This window comes from uncultured Duncaniella sp. (assembly GCF_910578445.1).
GTDB lineage: Bacteria > Bacteroidota > Bacteroidia > Bacteroidales > Muribaculaceae > Duncaniella.
This window is the reverse complement of the sequence record NZ_CAJTQC010000012.1, coordinates 65,412-76,988: the sequence shown is the minus strand read 5'-3', so window position 1 is coordinate 76,988 and position 11,577 is coordinate 65,412. Positions and strand designations below refer to the sequence as shown.

General features: G+C 51.0%; 22 protein-coding genes. All 22 read left to right on the top strand.

What is annotated here, in order from left to right; translation table 11 throughout:
- Positions 1-115 precede the first annotated feature (115 nt).
- Positions 116-733, top strand: coding sequence for a 50S ribosomal protein L3 (gene rplC / locus QZ311_RS06910; RefSeq protein ID WP_123615513.1), 618 nt, complete (start codon positions 116-118; stop codon positions 731-733).
- Positions 733-1,353: a 50S ribosomal protein L4 gene (gene rplD, locus QZ311_RS06905; RefSeq protein ID WP_123615512.1), complete on the top strand. Its 621-nt coding sequence runs from the start codon at positions 733-735 to the stop codon at positions 1,351-1,353. Before rplC ends, rplD begins: the two co-directional genes overlap by 1 nt.
- A 26-nt stretch (positions 1,354-1,379) precedes the next feature.
- Positions 1,380-1,670: a 50S ribosomal protein L23 gene (rplW, locus tag QZ311_RS06900; RefSeq protein ID WP_297065865.1), complete on the top strand. Its 291-nt coding sequence runs from the start codon at positions 1,380-1,382 to the stop codon at positions 1,668-1,670.
- Positions 1,671-1,678: 8 nt separating this feature from the next.
- Positions 1,679-2,506 (top strand): 50S ribosomal protein L2, encoded by an 828-nt coding sequence (rplB, locus tag QZ311_RS06895; RefSeq protein WP_123615510.1) that lies wholly within the window; start codon positions 1,679-1,681, stop codon positions 2,504-2,506.
- Positions 2,507-2,532: 26 nt separating this feature from the next.
- On the top strand, positions 2,533-2,802 hold the full coding sequence (gene rpsS / locus QZ311_RS06890; protein ID WP_107031214.1) for a 30S ribosomal protein S19: 270 nt from the start codon (positions 2,533-2,535) through the stop codon (positions 2,800-2,802).
- A 54-nt stretch (positions 2,803-2,856) separates the two neighbouring features.
- Entirely contained in the window at positions 2,857-3,267 is a 411-nt protein-coding gene (gene rplV / locus QZ311_RS06885) for a 50S ribosomal protein L22 (protein ID WP_123615509.1), read from the top strand.
- Between the two features lie 3 nt (positions 3,268-3,270).
- Positions 3,271-4,005, top strand: coding sequence for a 30S ribosomal protein S3 (gene rpsC, locus QZ311_RS06880; protein WP_123615508.1), 735 nt, complete (start codon positions 3,271-3,273; stop codon positions 4,003-4,005).
- A 24-nt stretch (positions 4,006-4,029) separates the two neighbouring features.
- Entirely contained in the window at positions 4,030-4,461 is a 432-nt protein-coding gene (gene rplP / locus QZ311_RS06875) for a 50S ribosomal protein L16 (RefSeq protein WP_123615507.1), read from the top strand.
- Between the two features lie 6 nt (positions 4,462-4,467).
- A complete protein-coding gene (gene rpmC, locus QZ311_RS06870; protein ID WP_123615506.1) occupies positions 4,468-4,665 on the top strand; it encodes a 50S ribosomal protein L29 in 198 nt (65 codons plus the stop codon).
- Between the two features lie 11 nt (positions 4,666-4,676).
- The gene (rpsQ, locus tag QZ311_RS06865; RefSeq protein WP_123615505.1) at positions 4,677-4,934 is read left to right on the top strand and encodes a 30S ribosomal protein S17; all 258 of its coding nucleotides are present in this window, start codon (positions 4,677-4,679) and stop codon (positions 4,932-4,934) included.
- Between the two features lie 3 nt (positions 4,935-4,937).
- Positions 4,938-5,306, top strand: a complete 369-nt coding sequence (gene rplN / locus QZ311_RS06860; RefSeq protein ID WP_107031220.1) for a 50S ribosomal protein L14 — start codon at positions 4,938-4,940, stop codon at positions 5,304-5,306.
- 30 nt (positions 5,307-5,336) lie between these two features.
- Positions 5,337-5,657 carry a 50S ribosomal protein L24 gene (gene rplX, locus QZ311_RS06855; RefSeq protein ID WP_123615504.1) on the top strand — a complete coding sequence of 107 codons (321 nt, stop codon included), beginning with the start codon at positions 5,337-5,339 and terminating at the stop codon, positions 5,655-5,657.
- The gene (gene rplE, locus QZ311_RS06850) at positions 5,657-6,208 is read left to right on the top strand and encodes a 50S ribosomal protein L5 (RefSeq protein ID WP_123615503.1); all 552 of its coding nucleotides are present in this window, start codon (positions 5,657-5,659) and stop codon (positions 6,206-6,208) included. Before rplX ends, rplE begins: the two co-directional genes overlap by 1 nt.
- Before the next feature lie 9 nt (positions 6,209-6,217).
- Positions 6,218-6,487: a 30S ribosomal protein S14 gene (gene rpsN, locus QZ311_RS06845; protein ID WP_123615502.1), complete on the top strand. Its 270-nt coding sequence runs from the start codon at positions 6,218-6,220 to the stop codon at positions 6,485-6,487.
- A gap of 339 nt (positions 6,488-6,826) precedes the next feature.
- Positions 6,827-7,225 (top strand): 30S ribosomal protein S8, encoded by a 399-nt coding sequence (gene rpsH / locus QZ311_RS06840; protein WP_123615501.1) that lies wholly within the window; start codon positions 6,827-6,829, stop codon positions 7,223-7,225.
- Positions 7,226-7,247: 22 nt separating this feature from the next.
- Positions 7,248-7,805: a 50S ribosomal protein L6 gene (gene rplF / locus QZ311_RS06835; protein WP_297065857.1), complete on the top strand. Its 558-nt coding sequence runs from the start codon at positions 7,248-7,250 to the stop codon at positions 7,803-7,805.
- 17 nt (positions 7,806-7,822) lie between these two features.
- Positions 7,823-8,164 carry a 50S ribosomal protein L18 gene (gene rplR, locus QZ311_RS06830; protein ID WP_297065854.1) on the top strand — a complete coding sequence of 114 codons (342 nt, stop codon included), beginning with the start codon at positions 7,823-7,825 and terminating at the stop codon, positions 8,162-8,164.
- A 6-nt stretch (positions 8,165-8,170) separates the two neighbouring features.
- Complete coding sequence (rpsE, locus tag QZ311_RS06825; protein WP_123615498.1) at positions 8,171-8,689, top strand: 30S ribosomal protein S5; 519 nt, start codon at positions 8,171-8,173, stop codon at positions 8,687-8,689.
- 14 nt (positions 8,690-8,703) lie between these two features.
- Positions 8,704-8,883, top strand: a complete 180-nt coding sequence (gene rpmD, locus QZ311_RS06820) for a 50S ribosomal protein L30 (RefSeq protein WP_123615497.1) — start codon at positions 8,704-8,706, stop codon at positions 8,881-8,883.
- A gap of 24 nt (positions 8,884-8,907) precedes the next feature.
- On the top strand, positions 8,908-9,354 hold the full coding sequence (gene rplO / locus QZ311_RS06815; protein WP_297065849.1) for a 50S ribosomal protein L15: 447 nt from the start codon (positions 8,908-8,910) through the stop codon (positions 9,352-9,354).
- Positions 9,355-9,371: 17 nt separating this feature from the next.
- Positions 9,372-10,721: a preprotein translocase subunit SecY gene (gene secY / locus QZ311_RS06810; RefSeq protein WP_297065846.1), complete on the top strand. Its 1,350-nt coding sequence runs from the start codon at positions 9,372-9,374 to the stop codon at positions 10,719-10,721.
- 40 nt (positions 10,722-10,761) lie between these two features.
- Positions 10,762-11,544 carry a type I methionyl aminopeptidase gene (gene map / locus QZ311_RS06805; RefSeq protein WP_297065843.1) on the top strand — a complete coding sequence of 261 codons (783 nt, stop codon included), beginning with the start codon at positions 10,762-10,764 and terminating at the stop codon, positions 11,542-11,544.
- Positions 11,545-11,577: the final 33 nt, after the last annotated feature.

Sequence of the window (11,577 nt, the reverse complement as noted above, 5' to 3'; positions counted from 1 at the left end):
CTTCCCTCAGGTGTCGAAGTGGAAATCAAGGTGTAATCGCCTCGGAACAACCGGAAAGATTAAGTAAACATCACAACAAACTCCCACAACAGTTCACATTTTAAATCAAAGAGAAATGCCAGGATTATTAGGAAAGAAAATCGGAATGACATCCGTTTTCAGTGCCGACGGCAAGAACGTGCCGTGCACTGTTATCGAAGTAGGCCCCTGCGTAGTTACTCAGATTAAGACGGCTGACAAAGACGGTTATGAGGCCGTGCAGCTTGGCTTTGTAGAGAAAAAAGACAAGCACACAACAGCCCCTATGGCCGGTCACTTCAAGAAAGCCGGAGTAGCTCCCCAGCGCCACTTGGCCGAGTTCAAAGGATTTGACGGCGAGTACAATCTCGGTGACACCATCACCGTTGACCTCTTCAACGAGAATGACTTCGTCGATATCCAGGGAACATCGAAGGGTAAAGGTTTCCAGGGTGTGGTTAAGCGTCACGGATTCGGTGGCGTAGGCCAGAGCACTCACGGTCAGCACAACCGCCTTCGCGCTCCCGGTTCGGTCGGCGCCTGCTCATATCCCGCAAAGGTGTTCAAGGGCATGCGTATGGCAGGCCAGATGGGCAACGAGAAAGTGACAATTCAAAACCTCCAGGTGCTCAAGGTGATTGCAGAACACAATCTGCTCCTCATCAAGGGCTCAATCCCCGGAAGTAAAGGTTCAATCGTTTTAATTGAGAAATAATGGAAGTCGCAATTTACAATATCAAAGGTGAAGACACCGGTCGCAAAGCACAGCTCAGCGACGAAGTTTTTGCAGTAGATGCAAACGAGCACGCCGTTTATCTCGATGTGAAGCAGTATCTCGCCAACAAGCGTCAGGGTACTCACAAATCCAAGGAACGCAGCGAAGTTTCGGGTTCTACCCGCAAGCTCCACAAGCAGAAGGGCGGCGGCGGCAGCCGTATCGGTGACATCAACTCGCCCGTCCTCGTGGGTGGTGGCCGCGTGTTCGGTCCCCGTCCCCGTGACTATCGCTTCAAGTTGAATAAGAAAGTGAAACAGCTCGCTCGCAAAAGTGCGTTGACCTACAAGGTGCAGGATTCACAGCTCATCGTGGTTGAAGATTTCAACTTCGAGGCTCCGAAGACTAAAGATTTCGTAAATTTTGCTAAAAATCTTAAAGTTGACGGCAAAAAAATCCTTCTCGTTTTACCGGGTCAAAATAAAAACGTAACTTTGTCGGCACGTAATATCCCCTATGCCCAGACTATGGTCGTATCGGATATCAATACTTACGCGCTCATGAATTCCAACGCTGTTATCGTAACCGAGAGCAGCCTTGATTTCATTAATAAAATCTAACCTCACCAGAGAAAACAACTTTGACAATGGAAATCTCAATCAAACCCATCGTAACAGAGAAGGCAAGCAATCTCATCGAGAAGCTTAACCGCTACACCTTCGCCGTTTCTCCTGAGGCTAACAAATATCAGATCAAGGCCCTCGTCGAGAAGCTCTACGGCGTTAAAGTGGTTCGCGTAAACACCATCAATGTCCGCAGCAAGAACAAGTCTCGCTGGACCAAGAGCGGTCTGCTCCGTGGCAAGACCGCCGCTTGGAAGAAAGCGCTTGTTACTGTTGCAGAAGGACAGAATATTGACTTCTATAGCAATATCTAAATATAAAAATGGCAGTAAGAAAATTCAAGCCCACAACACCTGGGCAGAGACACAAAGTTATCGGTGTATTTAAAGGTACCATCACTGCTACTACACCGGAAAAATCTCTTACAGTCGGCAAAAAGGCCTCCGGAGGACGTAACTCCGAAGGCCATCTCACCACCCGCTACCTTGGTGGTGGCCACAAGCGCAAATACCGCATCATAGACTTTAAGAGAACAAAAGACGGTGTTCCCGCAGTAGTGAAGAGCATCGAGTACGATCCTAACCGTTCGGCCCGTATCGCCCTCCTTTACTACAAAGACGGTGCTAAAGCTTACATCATTGCACCCAACGGCTTAAAGGTTGGTGATGAACTCCTTTCAGGTCCCGAGGCTCAGCCGGAAGTAGGAAACTGCCTCCCGCTGGCAAACATTCCTGTAGGTACGCTCATCCACAACATTGAGTTGCGTCCCGGCCAGGGCGCTTTCATGGCTCGTTCGGCAGGCACTTTCGCCCAGCTCGTATCTCGTGAAGGCACCTACGCCATCGTCAAATTACCTTCGGGTGAAACCCGCAAGATCCTCGCCGCATGCCGCGCTACTATCGGTGTTGTCGGTAACTCAGAGCACTCGCTCGAACGTTCCGGTAAGGCCGGCCGTTCACGCTGGCTCGGTCGCCGTCCCCGCAACCGTGGCGTTGTTATGAACCCTGTCGATCACCCGATGGGTGGTGGTGAAGGCCGCGCTTCAGGTGGTCATCCCCGCTCTCGCAAGGGTCTTTACGCTAAGGGTCTTAAGACTCGTGCCCCGAAGAAACATTCTTCGAAGTACATCATTGAAAGAAGAAAAAAGTAATCTGATTTAAATTAGCAACACTTATCATGAGTCGTTCATTAAAAAAAGGCCCGTTTATCAGCGTGAAGCTCGAAAAGAAGGTCGCTGCAATGGAAGAGAGCGGTAAGAAGTCGGTTATCAAAACATGGAGCCGTGCATCGATGATCGCCCCCGAATTTGTAGGTCACACTTTCGCAGTTCACAACGGTAACAAATTTATCCCTGTCTACGTTACTGAAAACATGGTCGGCCACAAGCTCGGTGAGTTCGCTCCCACACGTACCTTCCGTGGTCACTCCGGTAACCGCAAGAAATAATTTGGGCCCTGATATAACTAATTCATTTGTAAAAAAGAAAAGAATTACAATAAAATGGGTGTAAGAAAAAGAAATTCAGCCGACCTCAGGAAAGCCGAACAGAAGACGGTAGCTTTCGCAAAGCTCCTCAACATCCCCACCTCCCCCCGCAAGATGCGCCTTGTCGCTGACATGGTCCGCGGGGTAGAGGTCAACCGTGCACTCGGTATCCTGAAATTTTCTAATAAGGAAGCTGCTGCCCGCCTCGAAAAGCTTCTCCGCTCGGCTATCGCCAACTGGGAAGCCAAGAACGAACGCAAGGCCGACGCCGGCGAGCTCTATATCAGCACAATCTATGTAAACTGTGCTCCTATGCTCAAGCGTCTCCGCACTGCTCCGCAGGGCCGTGGCTACCGTATCCGCAAACGCGCAAACCACGTCACATTGATTGTTGACACAATTGATAACAAAAACGCTAAAGCTTAACAAATGGGACAGAAAGTAAATCCAATCAGCAATCGCTTGGGAGTTATCCGTGGATGGGACTCTAACTGGTATGGCGGTAAGAAATACGGCGATACTCTGCTTGAGGACTCAAAACTCCGCAAGTATCTCAATGTCCGTCTTGCAAAGTCAAGCGTTTCGCGCATCGTCATCGAGCGCACCATGAAGCTCATCACCATCACTGTCTGCACCTCGCGTCCCGGCCTCATCATCGGCAAGGGCGGCGCTGAAGTCGACAAGCTGAAGGAAGAGCTCAAGAAGATCACCGACAAGGATGTCCAGATCAACATCTACGAAGTAAAACGTCCCGAACTCGACGCCCAGATCGTAGCATCGACCATCGCCCGCCAGATCGAAGGCAAGATTGCCTACCGTCGTGCTGTCAAGATGGCAGTCGCATCAACAATGCGTGCAGGTGCTGAAGGTATCAAGGTTCAGATTTCAGGCCGTCTCAACGGAGCCGAAATGGCCCGTTCGGAGATGTTCAAGGAAGGCCGTACACCGCTCCACACTCTTCGTGCTGACATCGACTACGCTCTCGTAGAAGCTCACACTAAGGTTGGTGTTATCGGCGTGAAGGTTTGGATCTGCCGTGGTGAGGTTTACGGAAAGCGTGACCTCGCTCCCCAGTACACAAACACTCAGAAGGACAGCCGCAACTCTTCTTCAAACGGTGCTCCCCGTCGTGGCGGTTTCCGCAAACCCAAAAACAACCGTTAAACCCACAATTGATTCAACAACACAATGTTACAACCTAAGAAAACCAAATTTCGCCGCGCGCAAAAAGGCCGCATGAAAGGCATTGCGCAGCGTGGCAACCAGTTGGCCTTCGGTTCGTTCGGCATCAAGACCTTAGAGTCTAAGTGGATCACCGGTCGCCAGATTGAAGCCGCCCGTATCGCTGTTACACGTTACATGCAGCGTCAGGGTCAGATCTGGATTCGCATCTTCCCTGACAAACCCATCACCAAGAAGCCTGCCGAGGTCCGCATGGGTAAAGGTAAGGGTGCTCCCGAAGGATTCGTTGCCCCCGTTACTCCCGGCCGCATCATTATAGAGGTTGAAGGCGTATCTTACGATATCGCCAAGGAAGCTCTCCGCCTCGCAGCTCAAAAACTTCCCGTGACCACTAAGTTCATCGTGCGTCGCGACTATGACCCAACTCAAAATGTGTAATAAGTCATGAAGAAAGAATCATTCAAAGAAGTCAGCACTCAGGATCTCCGTGACCGCTTGGCTGAGATGGAGAAGGACTATGCCCAGCTCAAGATCAACCATGCAGTTTCGCCCCTTGACAGCCCCGCTAAGATTACACATGCACGCAAGGCTATCGCTCGCGTAAAGACAGAGTTGCGTCAGCGCGAACTTAACAACAAATAAACTCCCCACAAATGGAAAAGAGAAATTTAAGAAAAGAACGCATCGGGGTTGTTTCGAGCAACAAGGGTGACAAGACCATCACCGTAATGGTGAAATGGAAAGAGAAGCACCCCATTTATGGCAAATTTGTCAACAAAACTAAGAAATATCACGCTCACGACGAAAAGAACGAATGTTCAGTCGGCGACACCGTCCGCCTCATGGAGACCCGTCCCCTCAGCAAGACCAAGCGCTGGCGCCTCGTGGAAATCATCGAAAAAGTGAAGTAAACTATGATACAGACTGAAAGCCGTTTAACAGTAGCCGACAACAGTGGCGCTAAAGAAGCCCTCTGCATCCACGTCCTTGGTGGAACCGGCCGTCGTTATGCCTCTGTAGGTGACATCATTGTCGTTTCTGTCAAGAGTGTCATTCCTTCATCAGACGTTAAGAAAGGCACAGTGTCTAAGGCAGTGGTTGTCCGTACCAAAAAGGAAATCCGCCGTCCCGATGGCTCTTACATCCGTTTCGATGACAATGCCTGTGTGCTTCTCAACAATGCAGGCGAACTCCGCGGAACTCGTATCTTCGGCCCGGTTGCCCGCGAACTCCGCGCTGCAAACCAGATGAAGATCGTTTCACTCGCACCCGAAGTCCTCTAATCATCTTAACCGTCAAAAACAATAAACGTAATGAGCAAATCACATATCAGAAAAGGCGACATCGTCTATGTTCTTGCCGGCGAAGACCGTGGCAAGGAGGGTCGAGTGCTCAAGGTTCTCGTGCAGAAGCAGAAAGCCATCGTTGAAGGTATCAACATGGTGACTAAGGCTACAAAGCCCAATGCACAGCACCCTCAGGGAGGCCTCATCAAGATGGAAGCTCCCATCCACATCTCCAACCTTTCACTCATCGACCCCAAATCCGGAAAGCCCACCCGCGTGAGCTGCCGCCGCGATGAGAAAGGCCAGTTAATTCGTATCTCTAAAAAATCAGGTGAGGAAATTAAGTAATGAGCACCGAAACAGTTAAAAAAGACTATAAGGAACGCATCGTTCCCGCCCTGACCGAGAAGTTCAGCTACACCACACCTATGCAGGTGCCCAAGTTGAAGAAGATTGTCATCAACCAGGGTCTTGGCGCTGCTACTCAGGACAAGAAACTCATCGAGACCGCGATCAACGAGCTCACCGCCATCACCGGCCAGAAAGCTGTCGCTACTCTTTCTCGCAAGGACATCTCTAACTTCAAACTCCGTAAGAAGATGCCCATCGGTGTCATGGTGACACTCCGCCGCGAGAAAATGTATGAATTCCTCGAGCGTCTCATCCGCGTCGCTCTGCCCCGTATCCGCGACTTCAAGGGTATCAACGGCAAGCTCGACGGACGTGGCAACTACACCCTCGGTATCACCGAACAGATTATCTTCCCCGAAATCAACATTGATACCATCAATAAGCTCATGGGTATGAACATCACCTTCGTTACCTCGGCAAACACCGACGAAGAAGGCTATGCTCTGCTCAAGGAATTTGGTCTCCCTTTCAAAAACGCTAAAAACTAAGCTTAAGCTATGGCAAAAGAATCAATGAAGGCACGCGAGGTAAAACGCGCTAAGCTCGTTGCCAAGTATGCCAAGAAGAAAGCCGAACTCAAGGCCGCCGGCGACTACGAAGGTCTCCAGCTCCTTCCGAAGAACGCTTCTACCGTACGCCTCCACAACCGTTGCTCAATCACCGGTCGTCCCAAAGGCTACATGCGTCAGTTCGGCATTTCACGTATTCAGTTCCGCGAAATGGCTTCAGCCGGTCTCATCCCCGGTGTGAAGAAAGCTTCTTGGTAAGCCCCAGTCCATATGCCGGTCGCTGGATGGCCCGTCGATGACAGCCATTGAAGCTTCCACAGATCCTGCAAACGTTTCCTGATAGTCCGACGGCTCGAGAGTCGTTACCTCTAAGCGGAGTCCGCGGTCACTCAAAGTTACTCCATAATCCCGCAGTACCAAGGCCCGCGGCCGTCCGACAGAAAGGAACACCACAGCAATCTCACGAGCGCAGCGCTCCCCCGGCTTCCGACCAATCATCGCAACCTCCAACCTCTCATCCTCATTACACTCCTAAAGAATCACAGTGAGTATTAAATATTGTTGGGAAAATCCCAATCAATTTAAACATTTTTCAAAATGACTGATCCTATAGCAGATTATCTGACAAGATTGAGAAATGCAATCAAAGCCAACCACCGTGTGGTAGAGATTCCTGCCTCAAACTTGAAGCGAGAGATCACCAAGATTCTCTTCGAACAAGGCTACATCCTCAACTACAAATTTGAGGAAAGCGAAAATCCAGCGGGCACAATCAAGATCGCCCTCAAGTATGATCCGGTTGACAAGGTCAACGCAATCAAGAGCCTTGAGCGCGTGTCTCGTCCCGGTCTCCGCCGTTATACCGGCTACAAAGATATGCCTCGTGTGTTGAACGGACTCGGCATCGCCATCCTCTCAACCTCGAAGGGTGTGATGACTAACAAAAAGGCCCGCGACCTTAAGATTGGTGGCGAGGTCCTTTGCTACGTTTACTAATCAATAAGGAGGATACATAATTATGTCACGTATAGGTAAAGCTCCCATTGAAATCCCCGCAGGTGTCACTGTCACCGTCGACAAGGATAATGTAGTAACCGTAAAAGGCCCCAAGGGCACACTCACCCAGAACGTAAACCCCGACCTCGAAGTGAAGGTTGAAGACGGCCACCTCACAGTGACCCGTCCCAGCGATGACCGCGAGCACCGCGCTCAGCACGGCCTCTATCGCGCCCTCATCCACAACATGATTGTCGGCGTTTCTACAGGCTATCGCAAGGAAATGGAATTAGTTGGTGTGGGTTACCGCGCCGCCGCCACCGGTCAGGTGCTTGAGCTTTCGCTTGGTTACTCACACGCCATATATATCAAGCTTCCGCCCGAAGTCAAGGTTGAAGCCAAGAGCGAGCGTAACAAGAATCCTCTCATCATCCTTGAGAGCGACGACAAGCAGCTCCTCGGACAGGTGTGTGCCAAGATCCGTTCACTCCGCAAGCCCGAACCCTACAAGGGCAAAGGTATCAAGTTTGTGGGCGAAATTATCCGTCGCAAGTCGGGTAAGTCGGCAAGTGCTAAATAATTAAATTGATTAAAACAATGGTTTCTAAGATACAACGTAGAAATAAAATCAAAGCCCGTATCCGTGGCAAGATTTCCGGCACCGCCGCACGTCCCCGCATGTCGGTTTTCCGCAGCAACAAGCAGATCTATGTCCAGCTCATCGACGACCTCGCAGGCGTGACCATTTGCGCAACTTCGTCAAAGGGCATCGAAGAGGGCACTAAGTGTGAAATTGCAGCCAAGGTTGGCGAGGCTATCGCTCAGAAAGCCATCGCTGCAGGTGTCACTGAAGTCGTTTTCGACCGTAACGGCTACCTTTTCCATGGCAGAGTAAAATCATTGGCTGACGCCGCACGCAAGGGCGGTCTTAAATTCTAATAAGATATGGCAAATAAGAATAATAAAGTAAAGTCTACTAACGATCTCGAACTCAAGGATCGTCTGGTTGCCATCAACCGCGTTACCAAGGTGACCAAGGGTGGCCGCACCTTTACATTCGCAGCCATCGTTGTCGTTGGTAATGAAAACGGCATCGTAGGTTGGGGCCTCGGCAAAGCTAATGAAGTTCAGGCTGCCATCGCCAAGGGTGTTGAAGCCGCTAAGAAGAATCTTATCAAGGTTCCCGTTCACCGTGGCACTATCCCCCACGAACAGTTTGCAAAATTCGGCGGTTCTCGCGTAATCCTCAAGCCCGCAAGCCACGGTACTGGTGTTAAGGCCGGTGGTGCGATGCGTGCCGTGCTTGAAAGCGTCGGAATCACCGACGTCCTTGCAAAGTCAAAGGGCTCTTCCAACCCCCACAACCTCGTCAAGGCTACCATCGCCGCTCTCGGCGAAATGCGCTCACCCGCACAGGTTGCCCAGAACCGTGGTATCTCTATCGAACAAGTGTTTAACGGCTAATCTCCATATATCAGATGGCAAAAATTAAAATCACCCAGATTAAGAGCCGCATCAACGCTCCTGCCGTACAGAAGCGTACACTTGATGCTCTCGGCTTGAGAAAAATGCATCACTCGGTAGTTCTTGAAGACACTCCCTCTGTGATGGGTATGGTTAAAGCAGTACGCCACTTGGTAGAAGTGACCAACGCCTAATTTCTAAAAATCATCAACACAACTATGGATTTAAGCAATTTAAAACCCGCTGTAGGCTCTGTACAGAAGAAAACCCGCATCGGTCGTGGCGCCGGTTCAGGCAAGGGTGGAACATCTACCCGTGGTCACAAAGGTGCAAAGTCCCGTTCAGGCTACAGCCGTAAGATAGGCTTCGAAGGTGGTCAGATGCCTCTTCAGCGTCGACTCCCCAAATTCGGTTTCAAACCCCTGTCTCGCACTGAATACAAGGCTGTCAACCTCGTTGACCTCGAAAACCTTGCAAATTCTGCAAACCTCGAGAAAATCGGCGTTGCAGATCTCATCGCAGCAGGTCTCATCAATGGCAAGCAGCCCGTCAAGATTCTTGCTAACGGCAAGCTCACCAAAAAGCTCACCGTTGAAGCAAACGCATTCTCTGCAGCTGCCGAGAAGGCTATTGTTGAAGCCGGAGGCTCTATCAATAAAATTTAATCCCCCTTCTCCTCGAAATGAGATTTATTGAAACAATTCGTAACATCTGGACCATTGAAGAACTGAGAAAACGCATTCTCGTCACTCTTCTGTTGGTGCTCGTTTACCGTCTCGGCTGCTACGTCGTGCTTCCCGGCATCTCGCCCGAAGATCTCGACGCTCTGTCGAAGTTCACCAACAAGAGCGGTCTGATGCAGCTTCTTGACATGTTCTCAGGAGGCGCGTTCTCTCAGGCTTCGATCTTCGCTCTCGGCATCATGCCCTACATCACTGCGTCCATCGTGATTCAGTTGCTCGGCATGGTTCTCCCTTCTTTCCAGAAGATGCAGAGCGAAGGCGAAAGCGGCCGTCAGAAACTCAGTCAGTACACCCGTTACCTGACTGTGCTCATTCTGCTGCTTCAGGGTCCTGCATATCTTGTAAATCTCCAAGTCCAGGTGAGTGCCGCCACTGGCGGCGCCCACATGGGCTTTTGGACATTAGCCTTCCTGACTGTAATCCTTGCCGCCGGCTCTATGTTCATCATGTGGCTCGGCGAGCGCATCACGGATCGCGGTATCGGCAATGGTATCTCCTTCATCATCCTTGTAGGTATCATTGCCCGTCTCCCGGGAGCACTCTTCTATGAATTCACCAGCCGTCTTCCCGGTGCTACCGGAAGTCAGGGCGGTCTGATTATGTTCGTAGTCGAGATCGTACTCCTCTTCGCTGTGACTGTCGGCGCTGTGCTTCTCGTTCAGGGAACACGCAAAGTGCCCGTACAATACGCCAAGCGTATCGTCGGCAACCGTCAGTACGGAGGTGCTCGCCAGTATATACCTTTGAAGGTCAACGCTGCCGGTGTGATGCCTATCATCTTCGCACAGGCAATCATGTTCATCCCGATTACCCTCGCAGGCTTCGGCAGCTCTGAAGGTTCATCCGGATTCTACGCCGCCTTCTCTGATATCAATGGCTTCTGGTACAATCTTGTTTACTTCATCCTCATTGTAACCTTCACATACTTCTACACTGCCATCACAGTGCGTCCCACCCAGATGGCCGAAGACATGAAGCGCAACAATGGCTTCATTCCCGGTGTCAAGCCCGGCAAGAAGACCGCTGAGTATCTCGACTCTATCATGTCGCGCATCACTCTTCCCGGATCTATCTTCCTCGGCATTGTGGCTATCCTCCCCGCCTTCGCGCGATTCTTCGGCATCAGCCAGAACTTCGCACAGTTCTTCGGCGGAACATCGCTTCTGATTCTTGTAGGTGTCGTGCTCGACACTCTCCAGCAGATCGAGAGCCACCTCATGATGCACCACTATGACGGCCTTATGAAGGACGGCAAGATCAAGGGCCGCACAACCGGCTCGGCATATTAATGCCATTAACTCGATTACCGCAGATTTTTTCATTAGATAAATGATTTATCTTAAGACACCCGAAGAAATCGAAAAAGTGCAACAGGCATGCACGCTTGTGAGCCGCACACTTGGCGAAATCGCCAAGTGGGTGGCTCCGGGCGTGACTACCCGTCACCTCGACAATATCGCAAGGGAATTCATGCGCGACAATGGCGGCAAGCCCGCCTGCCTCGGTTATGGCGGATTTCCCGGCACTCTCTGTATTGAAGTCAATGAAACCGTCGTCCACGGATTCCCCTCCGGCTACGAACTGCGCGACGGCGACATTGTCGGAATCGACACCGTCGTCGAGCTTGACGGCTACAACGGAGACATGTGTTACACCTTCCCCGTCGGCGAAGTCGCTCCCGAAGTGCTTGCCCTCTGCAAGACCACCAAGGAATCGCTCTACAAAGGCATCGCGGCAGCTCAGGAAGGAAAACGCATAGGCGACATCGCCAATGCGGTTCAGACCTATTGCGAACGCCATGGCTACACTGTTGTCCGCGAGATGTGCGGACATGGTATCGGACGCAAGATGCACGAAGACCCCGAAGTCCCCAACTACGGACGTCGTGGCGTAGGCCCTGTCTTGAAAAAAGGCATGTGTATCTGCATCGAGCCGATGATCAATCTCGGAAGCCGCAATATTGTCATCGAGAAAGACGGCTGGCAATGCCGCACGAAGGATCGCAAGCCCTCGGCTCACTACGAGCACACGATTGCCATCGATCCCGCCGGCCCGCGCATCCTGACCACATTCGACTATATCGAGGAGGCACTCGGAGATAAATTCATTTAGCATTTAAAATCAATTGTTGAAACCAAAATCACA